We start from the raw sequence: 22461 nt of genomic DNA on the forward strand, positions 1-22461 counted from the left end.
ATTATACTAATAACTCCAAATTAGCCATAATTTCAACTTGAGTACTAAACAACACAAAACTTTTTATTATTAAAGATTATTTGCTTTAATATATTTTTAGCACGATAATCTTCTATTGCGTAAATTAAAAATAGAAAACTACTTTCAAACCAAAGTATCTATTTTTTTAGGTACTTTTACACCTTATTAGTCTATAATTGTTGGTGATTTTATAAAAATAGGTATCCCTAATGATTGAAAATTTAAGAAATATTGCAATTATTGCGCACGTTGACCATGGTAAAACAACATTGGTTGATAAATTACTACAACAATCAGGAACACTTAAAAACCGTGGACCTGAAGTTGAAAGAGTTATGGACTCTAACGATATTGAAAAAGAAAGAGGAATCACAATCCTTGCAAAAAATACTGCTTTAAAATGGAATGACTATAGAATTAATATCGTAGACACTCCAGGACATGCTGACTTTGGTGGTGAAGTTGAACGTGTACTATCAATGGTTGACTCTGTACTACTACTAGTTGATGCTGTTGATGGGCCTATGCCTCAAACAAGATTTGTAACAGAAAAAGCTTTTGCTCAAGGTCTAAAACCTATCGTAGTCATCAATAAAATTGATAGAGATGGTGCTCGTCCTGATTGGGTTGTTGATCAAGTATTTGACCTTTTTGACAGATTAGGTGCAACTGATGAGCAATTAGACTTCCCTATTATCTATGCTTCTGCAATTAATGGTTGGGCAACTAATGATCTTGATCAGAAAAAAGAAGATATGACAGATCTTTTCAAGGCTGTTATAGAGAACGTTGAACATCCGGCTGTAGACGAAGATGGACCATTCCAAATGCAGATATCATCTTTAGATTATTCTAGCTTCACAGGAACTATTGGTATTGGTCGTATACAAAGAGGACGTATCAAGACAAATACTCCTGTAACTATCGTGAATGCTAAAGGTGAAAAAAGAAATGGTCGTGTACTGCAAATATTAGGCTATCTTGGTTTAGAAAGAAATGAAGTACCAGAAGCTAGCGCTGGAGATATAGTTTGTGTAACAGGTATGGAAGGACTAAAGATCTCTGATACTCTATGTAATCCTGATCATGTCGAAGCATTACCTGCTCTTTCTGTTGATGAGCCTACTATAAGCATGACTTTCCAAGTAAACAACTCTCCTTTTGCAGGTAAAGAAGGTAAATTTGTAACATCTAGACAAATCAAAGATAGACTAGAAAAAGAGTTAATCCACAACGTAGCATTAAGAGTTGAACAATTAGATGATCCTGATAAGTTCAAAGTTTCAGGTCGTGGGGAACTTCATCTTTCTATTTTACTAGAGAATATGCGTCGTGAAGGTTATGAAATTGCTGTATCTCGTCCGCATGTAATTTTTAAAGATGTTGATGGTGAAAAGCATGAGCCATATGAACAAGCTATTATAGATATTGAAGAAGAACATCAAGGTACTGTAATGGAGCGCATGGGCTTACGTCAAGGTGAGCTTAAAAATATGGAGCCAGATGGAAAAGGTCGAGTAAAACTTGAGTTTATTATTCCATCGCGTGGTTTGATAGGTTTCTATACAGAGTTCCTAACTATTACATCTGGATCAGGTATACTAAACAAAGTGTTCGATCATTACGGACCAATGAAGAAACAAACTCTAGAAACTCGCCAAAATGGTACTCTAGTTTCTATGGTACCTGGTAAAGCATTAGCATATGCTCTTTGGAATCTTCAAGAGCGTGGTAAAATGTTTATCGGTCACGGTACTGAAGTTTATGAAGGTATGATTATAGGTATTCATAGTAGAGATAACGATTTGGCTGTAAACCCTTGTAAAGGTAAGCAGCTAACTAACGTTCGTGCTTCTGGTAAAGATGATGCTCTTACTCTAGTTACTCCAATTAAATTGACTCTTGAATATGCTCTTGAGTTTATCGAAGATGATGAACTTGTAGAAATTACTCCAGTGTCTATTAGATTAAGAAAAAAACATCTAACAGAATCTGATCGTAAAAAAGCATCTCGTGGTGCGCTTTAATTAAATACATTCTTTCAAACTAATTCTTTTCTTACTTTTTATCTAAAGCTCTTATTCATAAGGAATTTAATATGCAAAGATTAAAAAATAAAGTCGCACTAATAACAGGCTCCGCTAGAGGAATAGGTAAGGCAACTGCTGAACTCTTTTCAAATGAGGGAGCAACTGTGATTGTTTCAGATATAAACGACAGTTTAGGTAATCAAACGGTTAAAGATATTAACTCATCAAATTGTGAATATAAACACTTAGATGTTAGTATTGAAGGTAATTGGATAGAAGTTACTAACTATATTGAATCAAAGTTTGGCAGATTAGATATTTTAATTAATAATGCAGGTATTACCGGCTTTATTGAAAGTGCAGGTCCTCATAACCCTGAGGATTTAGATATGGATTCTTGGCAAAAGGTTCATTCTATAAATTCTAATGGTGTAGCCTTAGGATGTAAATATGCTATCAAAATTATGAAAGAAAATGGCGGCAGTATAATCAATATTTCTTCCCGTTCTGGACTTGTAGGAATACCTCAAGCTGTTGCATATGCTTCGAGTAAAGCATCTGTAAGAAATCATACAAAATCTGTTGCCTTATACTGTGCAGATATGGGATATAACATTAGATGTAACTCTATTCATCCTGGTGCAATATTGACGCCAATGTGGGATGAGATGCTACCAAAAGATAAGGATCAAAAACAAGCAGCTATTAAAACTATTGCTCAGGATATACCTTTGAAGAAAATGGGTGAGGCAAAAGATGTTGCTTATGCAGCTTTATATCTAGCATCTGATGAATCAAAATATGTCACAGGGATTGAACTAAATGTAGATGGTGGAATACTTGCAGGAAGCTCTGCTGCACCAAGAGATATAAAGGAATAAGAAAAAATAACTTGATATAAATCAATAGCCTATAGCTAAAGCATTACCTCTACGTGGATCTGCTGCACCATAGACATACTGTCCATCAGACATTACAGACTCTGCAGCACCCATAGCAGCATAAGGAGTTACGGTGTTACCCATTTTCTTAAGTAGATTGATAGTATCCACAGATATACCCTGCTCTACACCAATCTCTTCTGGCCATAATTGACTATGCATACGAGGATTGTTAACTGCTGATTGTAGATTCATATTATAGTCTATGATATTTAAAATCACCTGTAATGTTGTTGTAATAATACGACTTCCACCTGGTGAACCTGTAGCTAAAAACGGCTTACCATCTTTATCAAGAACAATTGTTGGAGTCATTGAGCTTAATGGTCGTTTATTGGGAGCAACTGTATTAGCTTCACCTTGAACTAAACCAAACACATTTGCCACGCCTACTTTTGCTGCAAAATCATCCATTTCGTTATTTAACAAGATACCAGTTCCTGGTACAACAATACCATTCCCATAAGAATAATTAAGCGTATAAGTATTTGATACCATATTGCCATCTTTATCAACTACACTAAACTGAGTAGTCTGAAGTTTTTCACGATCTTCTGGATCAACTGTGCTTATATCTTTACTTGGAATATGCTTATCTGTAGTGATTTTTTGAGCAATCTGTTTTGCATATTTTTTAGACAAGAATTTAGCCAAATCCATCTTAACAAAATCAGGATCTCCTAAATCAGAATTTCTATCATTATAAGCATAGCTCATTGCATTACTCATAAGATTGATGGTTTTAGCACTATTGTTACCATAATCAGCTAATGGGAAATTCTCAAGAATATTTAATAACTCTATCAGAATTACACCGCCTGAGCTTGGTGGCGGCATAGAATATATTGTATAACCTCGATATGTCCCTTTAAGTGGCTTCATCTCTTCTACATTATAATTTTTCAAATCTTGTAATGTTATTAGACCACCATTTTTAGCCATACTATCTGCTATCTTTTGCGCGATCTCTCCTTCATAAAAAGCTTTTTTACCTTGTTTTGCTATTAGCTTAAGACTATTAGCAAGTTCAGGCTGTTTTAAGATTTCTCCAACAGCATAAGCAGAACCATCTTTATGATAAAAAATCTTCATAGCCTCCGGTGATTTTTGTAACCATGGTTTTGCAGTTATAAGCGACTGATTTAGGTCATAGCTAACTGGAATTCCATCTTCAGCAAGCTTGATAGCTGGAGCAATAACTTGTGATAATTTCAATTTACCATATTTTTGTTGCGCATCAACTAAACCTGCTACAGTACCTGGCACACCTGAAGCACTGTATGAACCAGAAACTTTAGCATAATCGACATCTCCTTTATCGTTTAAGAACATATCTTTAGATGCTTTTGCAGGAGCTTTTTCACGGTAGTTTATTGCTATATTCTTATTGCCATCTTGTAAATGGACAATCATAAAACCACCACCGCCGATATTTCCAGCTCTAGGTAATGTAACAGCCAAAGCAAAGCCAACTGCAACAGCTGCATCTACAGCATTACCGCCTTGTTTTAATATATCTAAACCGACTTGACTTGCTAAAGCCTCTTGAGAGGAAACCATACCATGAGTTGCAACAACTGGTTGAGCAATTTGCATCTCTTCCTGGATAGGGATGAAATCATAACCTGTTGGTATTGGAGCAGCAACCAAAGCTAAATTTGGTAAAAAAATTACCAAACACATTAAACTTACAAATAGTTTTTTCACTAATAAACCTCAGTAATTATTTTTCAAACATAATACATATAAGATAACAAAAAACGATATTTTAAAAAAACCTTTTAAGCTAAACAAAAGATATTTTTTTAAGACTTATGTATAACTTAGACTAGACTTCAGCAGCTTTATTTACACTAGTAAGGCTACTTTTTAGGACTGGTGGAGTATCTTGAGATGCCTTAACAAAACTCTCATCACTATAGGCAACCTCTGATTTAGCATTAGTGTTGTTGATACCCAAAACGCTTAATATTGCTTTATCATTTTGAGATCCATCAAGTGAAGGATCTTTTTGTTTGAGAACTTTTGCCATACCATAATCATAATTTTGGATATACGCGTTTCTCATAGCTGTATATGGGTCTACCGATACTTCTTCTAAATTTGAATATGCTGGCAGATATGAAACACCCTGATTTGTATAGTATAAGCCATAGACACTGTAGTTTACAGCATATGCTGTAAATGTACCTACTCCTGGAGCTAAAAACAAATACGAAAGTGGATTAAACATAGCATCAACACCATCACTAACTCCCTCTATAGTACCTGGTCCAAAAATTGGCCAAACAATATATGGTGAAGCATATCCTTTTTTATATACTCCCCACTTATGGAGAGTAACTGCAAAATCTTGATGATATCTCATCGGCAACCCAAACCTACTACCAGCCACATCAAAAATACCTACCACTCCAAGTGTCGTATTTTCCAAAAATCTCATACTATCATCTCCAGCATAACTCCACTCGCCTTGAAAAAGATCATTAGCTACTCGACTGGGCTCAAAAAGATTTTGAAAAAAATTGAATATACCTGTTTGTGCTGCTTCTGGCATAATGAAATTATAGGCTTTTGCTACAGGTGTCAGATCCTCATATAATTCATTATTCCAATGAAACATCTTACGATTATAGTTTTCATAAGGATCTCTATCATTAACTGGTGTCTCCCATTTAATTGAACAACCTGATAATGCTATGATAGTGGCGAGTAACAAAATACTCTTTTTTATTTTTAATTTCATGAACTTATTAAATTGATTTTAAAAAATCTCACAATTATAGCCAATAATTGCTATATATAAATGGTCTGAAGTAATATTTTATGAAAATTTTATACCTTTCTTGAAGCTTCTAGTCCAAAAACGCTCTATAGCAAGTGCTTCTAATAATTTATCCGAGTATTTTTGATTTTGATTTGTTATGTATGCTGTGATAATCTGAGCCGCTAATAATGATGAACATAAACCTTTTGAGCCAAATCCTGAAGATACATATAAACCTTGTTGATATTCAATCTTTGGCATTTTTGATTTTGGATAGCCTTTAGACAGAGGCTTATAAAAAACTTGTTCGAAACTACTATAATCTGCCAACCTACCAACAAGTGGTAAATGATCAGAAGTTACACATCTCGTAGCTACTCTTGAGTTAACAATTTCAACATTGCAATTTTCATCATCAAATATTTGCTTAATTTGATTAATATTAAAATTATTATCTTCTTGCCTTATATCTCCACTAGTATCATTATTATCTCGAAATGTTGCTCCGATAACTTGTAGATTATCTTTATAATTAGGGATTATATACCCTTTATCCATAATATTATTTGAGATATCAAAACATCTTTTAATAACTGTTAACTGACCTTGAGATGGGTATACTGGAATATTTTGTAGCAGAGAAATATTTTTAAATAATGGATATCCTCCAGCAAATACCACAATATCAAAATCTTCAGTAAAATTATTAAATTCTAATTGCCAAGTATTATTCTCTAATTTCTTAATATCCAAGAGCTCATTATCTAATTTTAATTTAGCACTTGATAATTTAAGCCATAGCTGACAAATACTTTTAGGTACCACAGATAAAGCATTAGGGTAATATACAGCTTTGTTAAGAGTATCTTTGCCAAGTAATTGCGAAAGCTCTTGATGAGATATTATTCTAGCTAAATCATCAGCTATCTCTCTTTTTGTAAAAATCTTTTGATATCTATTTAGTTCTTTTTCATCACTTAATATTTGCAAGACACCCTGATTACAAATTTCGATATCATTACGATACTGATTTATAAACTCTAATAATGTAATATATCCTAGTGTATGAAACTGATCTGAAAAATTGTTATCTGAAGTTAAATATGGTTCTAAAATTCCCGCAAAGTTTCCAGAAGCTTCTGTTGCAATATCAGAGTTTTTATCAAATAAAGTTATATCAAAGTTAGGGGTTCTACTTAATTCATAAGCTAATGAACACCCTGCTAGTCCAGCTCCTACAATAGCTATTTTTTTATTTAAAATCATTACCATTTTTCACAAAAAAAAAGTATCTCATATACTACTAGATAATGATATCTCTTTTTTCTATAATCTGTACACAAAAAATCCAAATCAAATTAAGACCTAGATAACTTTAGATCTTAATTTTCTTACTAACTTAGAAATAATTTGTACAAATCATTATTTTTTGCAATTACAACTAAATTCACACTCTTTAGCTGGAGTTACAAAGAATTAAACTTAACAACAATTTACATTTTAAAACAATAAGTAACATTAAAAGATGAATAATATATCCTAAATAACAGAAATCATTTAAATAAGGATTAAAAATGAAAAAAATTACTGGATTTATTATATGTATATCTACAGCAACCTCATTATATGCAAATAATCATTTTTGCGAAGTAAATAATCAGATGGAATTTAGAGAATTACATAGCTGTGCTTTGAATGCATATACCAATGAGAATAATAATAAAGTAGAGGGAAATGAATCACTTATAATATATAATTCTGATACAAATATAGCCTTTAAATTTGATAATAGAGTTTACTTTAAAGAGGTTGGAAGAAAAACTGATGAAAACCTAGATTATGAAGATCTAGCAAGCTACGAATTCCATAAACTAACAAATGAAAACTATGCAAATGTTAGCGGAAAAAATAAAAACTATACTAAAGAAACAATTATGAATAGTTTTATGGCAACAGGTTATTTTAATGGAGCCAATTTTAAATCTGAGTTTGCTGATGAGCACGTAAGAAGTATTGCATTACTGGCAGAAGCAATCAGATTTACATCCTACTATAAAGAACTTGTGTACAATGATGGAAGTGCTACTAAAAATCCATGGAGTCAGTCTTGGGAAGTACTTGCTCACAACTGGGCTAATATAACAAATAATACTTTCAATATTCCTGCTAGCGAATATCAAATAAGAGAGTGGGTAAGGAACAGAGCAACTGAGGATCAAAGAAGTCGTTATATAAAACACTTTGCATCACCAATAATTTGATGGCAGAAATTTGTACTTTACGCACCAAAACCTCTGATGCCTTCTCTTTTACGCTTTTGTTCTGCTCTTAGCATACGGGCTTGTTTTGGATCAATAGTTAGATTTCTGTATATTTCAACCCTATCTTTATCCTCAAGAACATGATCTAAATCGACTATTTGTCCATAGATACCAACTTTAAGATTTTCGATATTGCCTAATTCAGAATAAGCATCTAAGATTTTTGACTGAATAATAGCTTCTCTAACAGTCAGAGAATCATCAGACTCAACATAAAAAGACTTCTGCTCATTAGGTAAAGCATAAATGACTTCTACTTTCACTATTTATAAACCTCTTCTGCACGTTTACAAAATGCGCCCAACATCTTATCTGCAAGCCCACGAAATACAGGACCAAGAGCCATTTCCACAAATTTATTTTCAAAGGTAAACTCCATGTCCAATGATACCTTACACGAATTTTCATCTTGAGGTTCAAATTTCCAATCACCTGTTAAACTTTTAAATGGACCATTCATAAGATTTAAATGAATATGCTGATCTTTTACCATTGTATTATGTGTAGCAAAATCCAATTTCACAAATCCAGATTTGATTTTTAGAGATGCTTTTGCTTCTGTTTCTGTATGCTCAAAAACTTCTATATCATAGCACATTGGTAAAAACTGAGGATAGCTTTCAATATCATTTACAAGATCATACATCTGTGAAGCAGTATAATTAACAATTGCAGATTTATTAACTTTATTCATTTATTTAATCTTTTGTGTTTTGCTGATAATATATAGCGTTACATTGTATATCTTTTACAAAAAATAATAAAGTTATGAGTAAACATAAGGTTTCTCCAGCAACTATTGCTAGAAATAAAAGAGCCTTCCATGATTATACTATTCTAGAGAAATTTGAAGCTGGAATAGTACTACAAGGATGGGAAGTAAAAAGTATCAGGGCTGGTAAAGTACAGATGATAGATAGCCATGTGCATATCAAGCGTGGCGAAGCTTGGCTTTTTAATTGTCTAATAACTCCTCTATTGTCGGCATCTACTCATGTGGTAGCTGATGCTTCAGCAAATCGTAAACTACTACTTAATCGCCGTGAGATAGACAAAATCATGGGACGAATTGAGCAAAAAGGATTTACATGTGTGCCTTTGGCTATGTATTGGAAAGGTCCTCGTGTAAAAGTTGAAATAGCTCTTGCTCAGGGTAAAAAAGTTCACGACAAGCGTCAGGTTCAAAAAGATAAAGATTGGGCTCGCGAAAAGGATAGAATCTTTAAGAAGGCGCATAGATAAAATGACTGAAATAAAAATAAGCAAAACTGAAAAAAAATTACGCCACTATATCACTAAGGCTATAGCTGATTATAAGCTTATCGAAAAAGGTGATAAGGTTATGCTATGTCTATCAGGAGGTAAAGATTCTTTTGGATTATTAAAAGTTTTGCATGGGCTAATCGAAGATAAAACTTATGATATTGATCTTCATGTATATACACTAGATCAATCTCAACCAGGGTGGGATGATAGCAAGCTTAGAGCTTATCTTGATGATTTAGGCGTATCTTATGAGATTGAAACAAAAAATACTTATGGTGTGGTGATAGATAAAGTTCCAGAGGGTAAGACTTATTGTTCGTTATGCTCGAGACTTCGCCGTGGTAACATCTACAGATATGCAAAAGAGCATAAAATGGATAAAATCATTCTAGGACACCATCGCGATGATTTGATCGAATCATTGTTAATGTCGATTCTGTATCAGGGGCAAATTAAATCTATGCCTCCTAAATTTATCACACAAGATGGTGAAAATACTGTAATTCGCCCAATGGTATTAGTACAAGAACGTGATCTCATAGAGTTTGCTAAGGAAGAAAATTTCCCAATAATTCCATGTAACCTATGCGGATCTCAAGAAAATCTTAAAAGAAAAAAAGTTAAAAAGCTAATCCAAGATTTAGCACATGAAAATCCAAAGGTACCAAGTAATATTCTAAACTCTTTATCAAATGTATTACCAAGTCATTTGATGGATAGAAATTTATTAGCATAATTTTAGCTCTCTATTTTCTAAACACAAAAACATTATGATTTATTCACATGTCTGTTTCATGGTCTAGATAAAATTTTTTTCATGGTAAAATACTAAAAATATCGAAAAATAATTAAAGAAATGAAGTACATAGATCGTCTTAAACATAATACTGAACTATATATAGGCTACCCTCCAGCAACAGATTTTAAACTAAGTCAGTATGCTGAGCTTCTTGATTATTCTATGAATAGTTTAGGTAATCCTTATGATTTAAATAATCCTTTTAGTAGTCATGCTCACGAAAAAAGTGTCATTGATTTTTTCATTAATCTTTATAAGCTAGATCATAAAAATTTTTGGGGATATGTTGCAAACTGTAGCTCTGAATCTATTATGTACTGCTTATGGCGTGCAAAAAAACATCTACAAATGACTAATAACAAAAAAATAAAAATAATCTGCAATGAGTTCTCTCATTATGCAATTGATAAAACCGCTGATATATTAGATTTAGAACTGATTAAAATTCAAAGTAATGAATATGGTGAAATCGATTATAATGCTCTAAAATCAAATATAAAATCTGAATATAATTATATCTTTTTTGCAACTATAGGTTCAACAATGACTTCATCTATAGATGATATTAATATTGTAAAAAATATATTAGAAGAATCTAAAACCTCTTTTTATATACATGCTGATGCTGCATTTGATGGAGCTTTTATTCCATTTACAGATGATTTTCATAAATGTCAAAATTTTGATTCAATAAATATAAGTGGTCATAAATTTATTGGTCTACCCATGCCTTGTGGTATAACTATTATCAATAAAGAATATATAAGTGGCAGATATATTGAATACACATCGAACAATGATGTGACAATAGGTGGTAGTAGAAATGGTCTAACTCCTTATCTTCTTTACAAACGGATAAAAGAATTAAATGGTGCTGACGGATTAAAAAATAGATTTAATGAGTGTTTAAAACTAGCTAAAAATTATCAAAAAATACTAGAAGAAAATAATATTAACGTTTTTAGAAACAAAAACTCTCTAACTTTAGCACTAACAGATATTCCAAAAGAGATTATGAAAAAGTGGCACGCTCCAACTAGAAAAAAACTAACTACAATAACTGCTTTACCAAAATTAACAGAAGAAAAACTGCGCTTATTTATAGCAGATATTAAACACTATAATGAAAATTGTTTTGTTACAGATACAATAACCATTATGCCTAGCGATGTAGCAGCCCTATAGACTTTATATTTTTACTTGGCTCATCCGTAAAAATTATGCAGAAAATGCAACTACTTATATGACAGATCATTGATCTGTCAGCTGTTAGATTAGTTAATAGTATGAGAGAAATTAGAAATTTTAAATGTATTTGGACATGTACTTTGGTTAGCATTTGGTGCATTAGCTAGCAAAGCAGACAAATCTTTTTGGCTTGGCTCATCAGCATTTTTAGGTAATGATATATACACATCAACTAGCATACCATCTTTACAATTTAGATATACTTTATTACTAGTACCAGCTCCAAAACTTTGATTAAAAGCATTATCAAACTGTTCAATAGTTATATCTTTACCAATATTTTGGCTAAATAACTGCTCTAATTTTGAATCATTTATTTGGTTTACAAAAGTAGCTGCTTGAGTATAGTATTGGTTTTGATCTTGTAATTGACAAGTTCCATGCTTGTACCATTCATGGCGTTGTAAACATGAAGAGTCATTATATCCCGGCATCACACTATGCAGCAACTCCATAGTTTTATCATCTAAATTTAATGGCGCATAATTACAAAAATCAGATTGTTTCTGAGCACCACAAAAGCCATAATTAGTGCCACAAGTATCTTGATTTGGCCAAAATCCATGTAGCGAAAAACTCTTAGCCGCTGCACTATCTACAGGTAGATTTTTACACTCTTGTTTTCCAGCACTGAAGCCATAAGTCTCACAAAATGCCGGCTGCCAACTTAAAGCTAATACATAGCTATCAGCAAGTCCAGGCTCTTGGACACATTGTTTAGCAGGAGTATCACCTCCTTCTTCAATATCTGCGATACCGCAACTACTACTTACCCAGCGCAACTGGCTTTCACTAGCATTTGAAATAAATACTCTAAACCAATCAGGATTAGTATCTTTATTTTTTTCCTGAATAGAGTAAGTTTGCCCTGCAATTACATAAGTATTATCAGGATTAGTCATTTTGTTTTTTGATATATATGCTTGACACGATGACTCTGCTGTAAATGTACCTTTAGCAGGCACTGCGTATACTGATGTAGTAATTAATGCCAAAAGGACAATCGCTAAGATACGAATTATTATTTTCATATAAGTAAATTTTTGGTTAACTTCAAATAGTAATTATAACTTAATTAGAAGTATTTCGAGAAACTAACTTTTGACAAATTTGTTCTAATGAAATACCTTTCTCTCTCAGTAAAACTAATAAATGAAATAATAAATCTGCTGTCTCAGAAATTAACTCATCTTCTGAATCTTGTTTCATTGCGGCAATTACAACTTCTACACCCTCTTCGCCAACTTTTTGAGCGATTCTAGGTAATCCTTTTTTAAATAAACTAGTCAAATAGCTATTCTCAGGTAAATAGTCTTTTCTTTCAGCAATTAGTTTTTCTAATTTATCTATTATATACAGCGAGCTATTTTCTTCATTTTTAGTAAAACATGATTTACTACCAGTATGACAAGTTGGACCGTACGGTATAGCTTTTATAAGTATAGAGTCATTATCACAATCAACAGCAATATCTTTTAATTCAAGAAAATTACCGCTTTCTTCGCCTTTAGTCCATAAGCGTTTTTTACTACGACTATAGAAAGTCACTTTGCCGATTTCTAAAGTTTTCTCTAAAGATTCTTTACTCATATACCCTAGCATTAAGACACTATTATCAATTGCTGATTGAATAATAGCTGGAACTAAATTATCCATTTTTTGCCAAGCTATAGACTCTATAATTTTGTTATCCATTTTGTATCCTATTTTACTATTCTTGTGGGTATATTGTTTTTAAAAAGCTCTTGTTTTAACTCAGGTATAGCAATAATATCATCATGAAACACACTAGCTGCCAAAGCACCATCAATCTCTGTGTACTTAAATACATCGATAAAATGCTGAATCTCTCCAGCTCCACCAGAGGCAATAACTGGGATTGAGACATTTGATTGAACTTCTCTAAGATGCTCTAGATCATAACCACCTTTGACACCATCATGATTCATACAATTAAGAACTATCTCACCAGCACCACGAGACTCTACCTCTTTTGCCCAACTAACGGGATCTAATAATGTCTGTACAGTTTTATCAGCACTACCTGTATATTGACAAACTTTAAATTCACCATCAATAAATTTGCTATCAATACCAACGACCACACACTGACTACCAAATTCATAAACTAGCTCATCTATCAAATCAGGTCTAGCTAATGCTGCTGAGTTTACAGATATTTTATCTGCCCCTTCATTAAGTATAGCTCGAGCATTTTCTACAGATTTAATTCCACCAGCTACGCAAAATGGGATATTTATCTTTTTGGCTATCTCTTGTATCCATTTGATAGACAGTAACTTATTATCAGGACTAGCACCAATATCATAAAATACTAGCTCATCAGCTCCTGCATCCGAGTATTTCTGAGCTAGCTCAATAATATCGCCAATGACTCTATGATTTCTAAACTTTACACCTTTGACAACTACGCCATCTTTCACATCAAGACATGGAATTATTCTTTTAGTTAACATTCTAAAGCCTCTTGTAGTGTAAATTTATTCTCATATAAAGCTTTACCAATGATGACACCATAAGTATTTTGCTCTTTTAGAATTTCTAAATCTTCTAAGCTACCAACTCCACCAGAAGCCATAAACTGAACATCTGGATATATAGATGAGTAAATTCTATATAGCTCAAAATTTGGACCTTGTAGCATACCATCTCGTGAAATATCAGTACATAAAACATACTCAAGACCATCACCAAGATAAGTTTGCAATATCTCATCTAAAGTTGTTGTACTAGATTCTTGCCAGCCATGCGTTGCGATATAAGGTATTCCTTCTTTGATAAATACATCTAAAGCTAAAACTATCTTCTCAGCTCCATATCTATCAAAAAACTTCTTTGTTAATGCTATGTCCTTAACAGCCAAGCTACCAATAACCACTCTATCAACCCCAATTTCCAGAAGTTTTTCGATAGTCTCAAAATCTTTGACTCCGCCACCAACTTGTAGAGTCATATTACAGTTTTCTCTAATCTTCTGAATAGTCTCAAATTGACAAGTTTGGCCTTTTTTAGCTCCATCTAAATCTACAACATGGATAAACTCTGCACCAGCTTGCTGATATGCTTTTGCAACATCTTTTGGCTCAAGCTCATAAGTAGTAGTTTTATTAAAATCACCCTTTTCTAAACGAACACATTTGCCATTTATGAGATCTATCGCTGGAAATATATTCATTTACAAAGCTCCTTGTATAAAATTCTCTAAAATCTTCATCCCAACATTACCTGACTTCTCAGGATGAAATTGAATGCCATAGAAATTATCTTTATTTACCATCGCAGTGAAATCATTTATATAATCATTAGTAGCTATGCTAAATTGATTAAGCTCCGCATAAAAACTATGTACAAAATATACATAATCATCTTCTGCAATATCTTTAAATAAAAAATGATCCTTATTTATATTTTGTAAAATATTCCAACCCATATGTGGAATGCTAAAACCTTGCGTTTTTTTAAAAGCTTTTACTTTTTCAGGAAAAATACCTAAACAATATGTATCACCTTCTTCAGAAAAACTATACATAATCTGCATTCCTAAGCAGATCCCTAACACTGGTTGTGTCAGCTCTGGAATAAGCTTATCCAAATCATATTTTTTTAGATTTGCCATTGCTGATTTAGCATGTCCTACACCAGGTAAAATTACGCAGTCTGATTTTTTGATAACTTCAGCATCATGTGTTAGGACTATTTCTTGCCCTAATTTCTCAAAGGCATATTTTATCGAAGCAAAATTACTACCACAACAATCTATTATCGCTATCATAACACTCCTTTTGAACTAGGAATCTCATCTATACCATTTTTGGCAATTGCTTGTTTAAGTACTTTTCCTAAGCCTTTAAAACACGCTTCTATCATATGATGAGTATTCTCACCTGTTACTTTAATATGTAGTGTTGCTTTTAGACCTTCAGCAAAAGATACAAAGAAATGCTTCACCAACTCTACTGATAAATCCCCAACCATCTCTCGATCAAAATTCGCTTCAAATGAGCAATAATTTCTGCCACTTAAATCTAGAGCAATCTCAACTAAAGCCTCATCCATAGGTAATAAAAAACCATAACGATTAATACCGTATTTATCGCCAAGAGCTTGAGCAATTGTTTGTGAAAGAGTAATTGCAACATCTTCAACACAGTGATGATCATCTATATGAAGATCACCTTTTGCCTTAATTGTCGCACTTATCCCAGCATGTTTTACAATCTGATCAAGCATATGATCAAAGAAACCAAGACCTGTCTCTATTTCTCTAGTCCCAGGAACATCTAGATTAACTTTTACAATAATATCAGTCTCATTAGTTACACGCTTGATTTCAGCTACTCTAGGCTTATTTAATATAGCTGTAGTAATATCATCCCAAGATTGATAATTTCCAACACCAAATTGAATAGGATTGACTTTAATATTATGAGCCAACTGTACATCCGTTTCTCTATCTCCAATCACATAGCTATCTTTTAGAGAGATTTTTTGCTCAACTAAATAATCCATCAACAAGCCAACTTTAGGTTTACGACAGTTACAATTTTCATGAGCAAAATGTGGACAAATCAATACATCCTTAAACTCGATACCTTGTGATTTAAATATCTTCATCATCAAATCATGTGGTGCATCAAAGTCTGCTTGAGGGAAAGAGTCAGTGCCTAATCCATCTTGATTTGATACCATTACAAGTTTAAAACCTGCTTTTTGTAATTTTTTAAGAGCTTCAAAAACACCATCAAAAAACTCTAATTTTTCGATACTATCAACTTGTTTATCTATAGGTGGCTCAACTATTAAAGTACCATCTCTATCAATGAATAAATATTTATTTTGTTTCATATTCGCTACTTAATTTTTGTAATACTTCGATTAATCTTTTATTTTCAGATACTGTTCCTATGCTAATTCTTAGAACTTTTTCATCATTGAAAAAATGCGCCATAGAACGAACTACTATTTTATTATCTATCAGTTTATTAAAAATACTTTCTCTAAATCTGACTAATATAAAGTTAGCATCTGATGACCACAATTTATCAACAATCTTCATTTGCGATAATGCTTGATATAGATGTTCCCTTTGTTCTTTTACTTCAATAATTTGACTAGCTATATTTGCTAAATTCTCATCATCAAGCATTGCTAATATAGTACTTTCGGTAGTTTTTGGGATTGGATATGGTGCTAAGATTTTTCTCAACCAAACTATTCTATCTGAATTAGTAATTACCACCCCTAGCCTAAGACCTGCCATACCAAAAGATTTTGACAAGGTTCTTAGTACAACTAAATTTTCATATTTATTAATGATGCTAGAAACAGACTTTTCATTACTAAATTCAATATACGCCTCATCAACTACAACTACACAATTGCCAGCTAATTCAGATAGAATTTGCTCAATATCAGCTAAGGGTATAGATTTACCAGTAGGATTATTAGGAGTACATAAAAATAATAACTTACAGTTATCAGGAATATTTGCTAAAAGCTCTGTAACATTAATCTCAAAGTTATTTTCTTCTTTTAGCTTAAGAGTCTTATAATCAACACCCTGTAATTGAGCAGCTATTTTATACATCCCAAAAGTAGGCTCAACTGCAAAAGCAGAATCTGTTTGATACTCACAATATAATCTAAATAATAAATCAATTCCCTCATCACTACCTCTAGTAACTAATAGATTGCTTGCATCAACATCATATATCTTTGCTAGTTTCTCAACCAATCTCTTTGGTTGTGGCTCAGGATAACGATTATATAAATACTCATCATTATATGGTGATTCATTAGCATTTAACCAAATATCTCCATCTACTTTTAAAGAGCGTGCAGATGAGTATGCACTAAATTTTTGTAAATCTTTACGAATAAGACTTTCTGTTGTTTGATTTTGCACAATCTTTTGCATAATGTTATAAACTCTCCAAACGAATAGCTATTGCATTTTCATGAGCTTTGAGACCTTCTATGTCAGCTAATCTCATTGCTATTTGACCTATATTTTTTATGCCTTGTTTTGATACATTTTGGATACTTATAGCTTTCATAAAATCTATAGTTGCTAAACCGCTATAGGCTTTTGCATATCCATAAGTAGGCAACACATGATTAGACCCTGTAATGTAATCGCCTAATGCTTCAGCCGCCCAAGGACCTACAAATACAGCACCTGCATTTTCGATACTATTAATATAATTATCTGCAGTTTCAATATTTAAAATAAGATGCTCAGAAGCATATTCATTAGCTATATTAATTGCTTGGCTAAGTGTATCTACAACAATAATAGAGCTATTTTCTAAAGCTTTTTCAATAATAGCTTTTCTTTGGGCTGTACTAGTTTGCTTAGAAACTTCATCTCTAACCTTATCAGCTAAAATTTGACTAGTTGTAATCAATAAAGCTTGTGAGTCTGTGCCATGCTCAGCCTGAGCTAACAAATCTGCAGCAACAAATATAGGATCAGCAACTTCATCAGCAACTACTAAAACCTCTGAAGGTCCAGCTGGTAGATCAATAGCCGCACCTTGGCTATCATTAGATACTTGTTGTTTTGCCTCTGTAACCCAAGAATTTCCAGGGCCATAAATTTTATTAACTTTGGATACAGTTTCTGTACCATAAGCTAGAGCAGCTATAGCTTGAGCGCCACCTAATTTATAAATCTTTGAAACCTTACAAATATCAGCTGCTATTAAAATTAATGGATGGATATTACCTTCTTTATCACAAGGAGTAGTTACATAAATCTCTTTACAACCTGCAATTTGCGCTGGAGCCGCTAACATTATTAGCGTAGAAACTAAAGGTGCTGAACCACCAGGCACATATAAACCAACCTTTTCGATAGGCTTATAGATTTTTTTACAAACCACACCATCATTAGTATCACAAACAGTTGTTTTTGGTTTCATTACCTCATGATAGTTAGATATACGTGCAATAGAGTTTTTAACTAACTCAATATCATCTTGTGAAACTAATGAGTAAGCTTCTTTAATCTCATCTGCTGATACTTCAATATTTTTTAAGTCAACACCATCAAACTTAGAAGTAAACTCTAAAAGAGCTTTATCACCATTCTGCTTAACAGCGTTTAAAATATTTCTAACACCTGCAACTAAGCTTGCTTTATTAGCAGAAACTGGGCGAGATAGAAGCTCTGCTTGCTTTGCTAGACTAAGTTCTTGCCAATTATATATTTCAATCATTGTAGTTACTTACTCCAACATCTTCTCAATTGGTAAAACCAATATAGAACTAGCACCAGCTGCTTTTAGCTTTTCTAAAGTTCCCCAAAAAACACCTTCTTTGGTAACCAAATGTATCGCAACTTTAGTATCTCCATATATTGGCATTATAGTTTGACCCTCATGTCCTGGTAAAATATGGGTAATTGTATCAACAGCATTTTTATCTATATGGAACATAATATACTTACGCTCTTGAGCATGTTTGACACCCTCAATCCTTCTAAGCAATAATTGGTAATAATCTTCAAGCTCCGCTCCAAAACTCTCATTTGAGCGAATTAAAATAGCTTGGCTTTTCATGATAGTATGAATTTCTTTAAGATTATTCTCTTCTAATGTTCGACCAGTAGAAACCAAGTCACATATTGAGCTAGACATTTGTAAGTTTGGAGCTATCTCAACTGATCCTGAAATAGATAATGGATCTAGATTTAAATTATTTTCATCTGAAAACTTCTGCACTAAATGAGGATATGATGTCGCTATACGAGTATTTTTAAGTGTACTAATATCATCACTTGCATCATTAGGTACTGCTATAGATAATCTACAATAGCCAAATCCTAACTTCTTAGTTTTGATAATGTCATTTTTCTTAGTGGTATTTTTGATACTTAATAAATACTCTTCTAAAACATTCTCACCGACTATTCCAAAATCACAAACATTACCATTAACTAGAGTTGGAATATCATCATCTCTCACAAAAAGAAAATCAATTGGAGCATTTATTGAATGGCATAACAAGTTACTTTTACTTGAGAACTCTACTTTAATACCTATTTTGTTGAATAATTCCATAGAATTGTCATATAGTCTGCCTTTTTTTTGTACAGCTACTCTTAATCTTTCTCTCATTTTAGCTCTCTTTATTGATTTTATTATATATGGTATTGTAACCATTAGTTCCATAACTAAGGCATCTTGCAACTCTGCTAATAGTTGTAAGGCTAACTCCTGTTTCAGCATGTATCTGCCTATAGGGCTTATCTTTTTTTAGCTCTTTGACTACTCTCCAACGCGCAGCCATAGCCATTAAGTCTACAGGAGTACATAAATCCTCTAAAAAAAGCTTGGCCTCTTCAGCAGACTCAAAACTTTTGAATACTTCGTATAAGTTTTGAAGATTTTCTTCATTATTTTTTATTTCAGACATTAGGTGAATTAGAATAAACAAGTTTATTAATGTATTAACATATTAGTACATAAGAACAGCAAATACAAATAAAAATATTGTCTAAATTAATATATTTATTTATAGAAAAAATATTACAGAACTACAAATTTATTCTTCTAACTCAATACCTTTTGTCTCAGGCATAGTTGCTATTATAATAACTATAACCACAGAAGCTATTAGAGCATAAAAACTAGGAGCAACATTACCAAAATACATAACTAATGCTGCTGATACCATTGGTACAGTTCCTCCTAATAAAGCATTACTTATATTATACCCAGTTGCTACACCACTAAATCTTAGATGTGTTGGAAATAGCTCATTGATTGTGACTACAAATGTCGCTGTAGCTGCTGATATTAATAACATTATCACAGTCATAACTAATGTTATAACAATTTGTGAATCTGTATTAGTCATAATATAAAATGCGGGTATTATTAAAACTCCAATCCCAACACAAGATATTAACAATACTTTTTTTCTACCAACTTTATCAGATAAGCCACCCCATATTGGAGCTGTTGCAAAGTAGAAGAATGCTGCAACCATAGACATCAACATAGCTGTATGTACAGAATAGCCTAAATCACTTTTTAGGAATGTTGGTATAAATCCAGAAACCATATAATATACAATTCCCAAATATCCGGCTAAAGCAAATACAATAAAGATTTGATACGGATATTCTTTAACTGCAGATACTACAGGAGTATCATCCAACATCCCATCTTCTTTTGATTTAAGATACTCAGGAGACTCATCTGATGCAAACTGAAGTATCAAAACGATAACAGCAAGTATCGCTCCAATAATAAAGCAAACTCTCCAACCATACGCATGCATCTGATCAGAATTTAAAAAACTTGTTAAGATATAGACTATAAACGTACCTAAAAAAACACCTAAACCTGAGAAAAACGTACCAAAAGCAGTAATCAAACCACGCTTACTATCAGGAGCGCCTTCACTCAGTACTGCAAGTACTCCATTATATTCACCACCTATTGAGAATCCCTGAATCATTCTAGCTAGGAGTATAATTATTACTGAAGCTATTCCCAAGCTACCATAACTAGGAGTAAATGCTATCATAGCTGTAGATATAAACATCAATGCCACAGTAAATATTAATACATGCTTACGCCCTTTTTTGTCACCGAGATTACCAAAGAAAATCCCGCCCAATGGCCTCATCAAATATCCAGCAGCAAACAATCCAAATGTTTTTAATATAGCAACTGAAGAGTTATTATCTGGAAAAAATGTCGCCGATATATAAATAGTTACATAAGTAAATAGAGCAAAATCAAAATACTCTACTGTTGTTGCAAAACCTGCAAATATTATATTTTTTGGGGATACTTTTTTTTGCATTTTATCAATTTTAAATTTATTTTTAACTATTATGATGAATAATAATTTAATTTGCAAAAATACTCTTATATTATTACGTTATAAAAACTTTTTATTTCTTATAAAAATGAAATACTTAAATGTAAAATTTACGATTATTATATTTATCATATTAAGCACGCTAAGTTTAAGTTTCGGTAATAATATTACTCCGAAGAGCATTGCAAGTATTAGTCTAAAGCAAAAAGCTATTGAAAATGTTCAATATAGTATTTTTAACCAACAATCTGCAGATACATACTTGCGTAATGCTATAGATGCTCTTGAATTGGCAATGAAGCAAACTGATCCAGATAGTAAAGAACTTTTACAATTGGGGCTATCATTATTTTCTCTTCAGATAGAAACAAAAGAATATAATCAAGCTGGCGAAACTTTAGATATGCTTGTAGAGAACTTTCCTGATAATCCTATTGTACAAATATATGATTCGGCATACTCATATATTTTTGATTTTAGTAGCTTTAGAAAAGCATTTGCTAAATTAGAAACATCAAAATGGCCCGATATGCCCGTATATGTGAATGCTTTTGATATTATCAAAAGAAGTTTTAACTTACATATAAACACTAGTGCTAATCAGATACAACTTGAGAGAGGCTCTATACCCGTAATTGTAATTTTAGGATCTCCATTAAACTCTAATGCAAGTATGAATGAGTATCTAATCAAAAGACTCTATAAAGGATTAGAAGCTTATTTTAGATTCCCAGAGGCAACTATTATAGTAAGTGGTGGTCGAGTAACAGCTGGCAAAACTGAATCATATCAAATGAGACAATGGTTAGTTAATAGTAGCGTACCTTTGAAAAAAATTATATTAGAAGATCAATCATTTAATATGGTGTGGCAAGGTGTAAATACTTTTATGACTATAAAAAATATGAACCCTAAACCTACTGATATCATTTTAGTTACTTCAACAGCAGATATTAGAAGAGCTAATGCAATATTCAAACAAGAAGCTTTTGATAATAGTATGCTTGATATAAAGATTCATAATTTAGCCTCTGAGACTAAAGGATACAATATAATGTACCCTCTTACAGATTATGAAAAAGTAATGATTATCAAAGATACTCTTAGAGCCGCTGGAATATGGCAAATGCCAGGAATGATTTTTTAAAATTTTATAAAGAGATTTAATTTATAGTAACTTTTTTATATCATCTTATAATACTTGATAACA

Annotated in this window: 23 protein-coding genes; 7 read left to right on the top strand and 16 right to left on the bottom strand. The window is 32.4% G+C overall.

Features of this window, described 5'->3' with window-relative positions; all coding sequences use genetic code 11:
- The first annotated feature begins 230 nt into the window (after positions 1 to 230).
- The gene (gene typA / locus FTPG_RS08015) at positions 231 to 2048 is read left to right on the top strand and encodes a translational GTPase TypA (RefSeq protein WP_004287940.1); all 1818 of its coding nucleotides are present in this window, start codon (positions 231 to 233) and stop codon (positions 2046 to 2048) included.
- A 71-nt stretch (positions 2049 to 2119) separates the two neighbouring features.
- Positions 2120 to 2932: an SDR family oxidoreductase gene (locus FTPG_RS08020; RefSeq protein WP_004287941.1), complete on the top strand. Its 813-nt coding sequence runs from the start codon at positions 2120 to 2122 to the stop codon at positions 2930 to 2932.
- A 21-nt stretch (positions 2933 to 2953) separates the two neighbouring features.
- On the opposite strand, the gene ggt is transcribed toward FTPG_RS08020, so the two are convergent.
- The 3 genes from ggt to mnmC1 form a co-directional block, all read right to left on the bottom strand.
- The gene (gene ggt / locus FTPG_RS08025; protein WP_234366759.1) at positions 2954 to 4675 is read right to left on the bottom strand and encodes a gamma-glutamyltransferase; all 1722 of its coding nucleotides are present in this window, start codon (positions 4673 to 4675) and stop codon (positions 2954 to 2956) included.
- A gap of 145 nt (positions 4676 to 4820) precedes the next feature.
- Positions 4821 to 5738: an MlaA family lipoprotein gene (locus tag FTPG_RS08030; RefSeq protein WP_035722618.1), complete on the bottom strand. Its 918-nt coding sequence runs from the start codon at positions 5736 to 5738 to the stop codon at positions 4821 to 4823.
- 78 nt (positions 5739 to 5816) lie between these two features.
- The gene (gene mnmC1 / locus FTPG_RS08035) at positions 5817 to 7025 is read right to left on the bottom strand and encodes an FAD-dependent 5-carboxymethylaminomethyl-2-thiouridine(34) oxidoreductase MnmC1 (protein WP_004287944.1); all 1209 of its coding nucleotides are present in this window, start codon (positions 7023 to 7025) and stop codon (positions 5817 to 5819) included.
- A 308-nt stretch (positions 7026 to 7333) separates the two neighbouring features.
- On the opposite strand from mnmC1, the gene FTPG_RS08040 reads away from it, so the two are divergent.
- The gene (locus tag FTPG_RS08040; RefSeq protein ID WP_004287945.1) at positions 7334 to 8020 is read left to right on the top strand and encodes a hypothetical protein; all 687 of its coding nucleotides are present in this window, start codon (positions 7334 to 7336) and stop codon (positions 8018 to 8020) included.
- A gap of 17 nt (positions 8021 to 8037) precedes the next feature.
- On the opposite strand, the gene FTPG_RS08045 is transcribed toward FTPG_RS08040, so the two are convergent.
- Together FTPG_RS08045 and FTPG_RS08050 are read right to left on the bottom strand one after the other, a co-directional pair.
- Positions 8038 to 8343, bottom strand: a complete 306-nt coding sequence (locus FTPG_RS08045; RefSeq protein ID WP_004287946.1) for an RnfH family protein — start codon at positions 8341 to 8343, stop codon at positions 8038 to 8040.
- Entirely contained in the window at positions 8343 to 8774 is a 432-nt protein-coding gene (locus FTPG_RS08050) for a type II toxin-antitoxin system RatA family toxin (protein WP_004287948.1), read from the bottom strand. The genes FTPG_RS08045 and FTPG_RS08050 overlap by 1 nt, the downstream gene beginning before the upstream one ends.
- A gap of 74 nt (positions 8775 to 8848) precedes the next feature.
- On the opposite strand from FTPG_RS08050, the gene smpB reads away from it, so the two are divergent.
- The 3 genes from smpB (at position 8849) to FTPG_RS08065 (ending at position 11330) form a co-directional block, all read left to right on the top strand.
- Complete coding sequence (gene smpB, locus FTPG_RS08055; protein WP_004287949.1) at positions 8849 to 9322, top strand: SsrA-binding protein SmpB; 474 nt, start codon at positions 8849 to 8851, stop codon at positions 9320 to 9322.
- A 1-nt stretch (position 9323) separates the two neighbouring features.
- Entirely contained in the window at positions 9324 to 10082 is a 759-nt protein-coding gene (gene ttcA, locus FTPG_RS08060; RefSeq protein WP_004287950.1) for a tRNA 2-thiocytidine(32) synthetase TtcA, read from the top strand.
- 120 nt (positions 10083 to 10202) lie between these two features.
- Positions 10203 to 11330, top strand: a complete 1128-nt coding sequence (locus FTPG_RS08065) for a histidine decarboxylase (RefSeq protein ID WP_004287951.1) — start codon at positions 10203 to 10205, stop codon at positions 11328 to 11330.
- Between the two features lie 89 nt (positions 11331 to 11419).
- On the opposite strand, the gene FTPG_RS08070 is transcribed toward FTPG_RS08065, so the two are convergent.
- From FTPG_RS08070 to FTPG_RS08120, 11 genes are all read right to left on the bottom strand, one after another.
- Positions 11420 to 12424: a ribonuclease T2 family protein gene (locus tag FTPG_RS08070; RefSeq protein WP_004287952.1), complete on the bottom strand. Its 1005-nt coding sequence runs from the start codon at positions 12422 to 12424 to the stop codon at positions 11420 to 11422.
- A gap of 40 nt (positions 12425 to 12464) precedes the next feature.
- Positions 12465 to 13088, bottom strand: a complete 624-nt coding sequence (gene hisIE, locus FTPG_RS08075) for a bifunctional phosphoribosyl-AMP cyclohydrolase/phosphoribosyl-ATP diphosphatase HisIE (RefSeq protein WP_004287953.1) — start codon at positions 13086 to 13088, stop codon at positions 12465 to 12467.
- Positions 13089 to 13096: 8 nt separating this feature from the next.
- A complete protein-coding gene (gene hisF / locus FTPG_RS08080; protein ID WP_004287954.1) occupies positions 13097 to 13870 on the bottom strand; it encodes an imidazole glycerol phosphate synthase subunit HisF in 774 nt (257 codons plus the stop codon).
- Positions 13864 to 14589 (bottom strand): 1-(5-phosphoribosyl)-5-[(5-phosphoribosylamino)methylideneamino]imidazole-4-carboxamide isomerase, encoded by a 726-nt coding sequence (hisA, locus tag FTPG_RS08085; RefSeq protein WP_004287955.1) that lies wholly within the window; start codon positions 14587 to 14589, stop codon positions 13864 to 13866. The genes hisF and hisA overlap by 7 nt, the downstream gene beginning before the upstream one ends.
- Positions 14590 to 15186 (bottom strand): imidazole glycerol phosphate synthase subunit HisH, encoded by a 597-nt coding sequence (hisH, locus tag FTPG_RS08090; protein ID WP_004287956.1) that lies wholly within the window; start codon positions 15184 to 15186, stop codon positions 14590 to 14592.
- Complete coding sequence (gene hisB, locus FTPG_RS08095; protein ID WP_004287957.1) at positions 15183 to 16259, bottom strand: bifunctional histidinol-phosphatase/imidazoleglycerol-phosphate dehydratase HisB; 1077 nt, start codon at positions 16257 to 16259, stop codon at positions 15183 to 15185. Before hisB ends, hisH begins: the two co-directional genes overlap by 4 nt.
- Complete coding sequence (gene hisC, locus FTPG_RS08100; RefSeq protein ID WP_035722620.1) at positions 16246 to 17331, bottom strand: histidinol-phosphate transaminase; 1086 nt, start codon at positions 17329 to 17331, stop codon at positions 16246 to 16248. Before hisC ends, hisB begins: the two co-directional genes overlap by 14 nt.
- Before the next feature lie 4 nt (positions 17332 to 17335).
- On the bottom strand, positions 17336 to 18634 hold the full coding sequence (hisD, locus tag FTPG_RS08105) for a histidinol dehydrogenase (protein WP_004287958.1): 1299 nt from the start codon (positions 18632 to 18634) through the stop codon (positions 17336 to 17338).
- 9 nt (positions 18635 to 18643) lie between these two features.
- Positions 18644 to 19534: an ATP phosphoribosyltransferase gene (gene hisG, locus FTPG_RS08110; protein WP_004287959.1), complete on the bottom strand. Its 891-nt coding sequence runs from the start codon at positions 19532 to 19534 to the stop codon at positions 18644 to 18646.
- Between the two features lies 1 nt (position 19535).
- Positions 19536 to 19832, bottom strand: a complete 297-nt coding sequence (locus FTPG_RS08115; RefSeq protein WP_004287960.1) for a YerC/YecD family TrpR-related protein — start codon at positions 19830 to 19832, stop codon at positions 19536 to 19538.
- Positions 19833 to 19961: 129 nt separating this feature from the next.
- Positions 19962 to 21233 carry an MFS transporter gene (locus FTPG_RS08120; RefSeq protein WP_004287961.1) on the bottom strand — a complete coding sequence of 424 codons (1272 nt, stop codon included), beginning with the start codon at positions 21231 to 21233 and terminating at the stop codon, positions 19962 to 19964.
- Between the two features lie 106 nt (positions 21234 to 21339).
- Between FTPG_RS08120 and FTPG_RS08125 the strand changes: the two genes are divergently transcribed.
- Positions 21340 to 22398: an ElyC/SanA/YdcF family protein gene (locus FTPG_RS08125; protein WP_234367135.1), complete on the top strand. Its 1059-nt coding sequence runs from the start codon at positions 21340 to 21342 to the stop codon at positions 22396 to 22398.
- Positions 22399 to 22461 lie beyond the last annotated feature (63 nt).

It is taken from the genome of Francisella philomiragia subsp. philomiragia ATCC 25015, assembly GCF_000156715.1.
GTDB lineage: Bacteria > Pseudomonadota > Gammaproteobacteria > Francisellales > Francisellaceae > Francisella > Francisella philomiragia.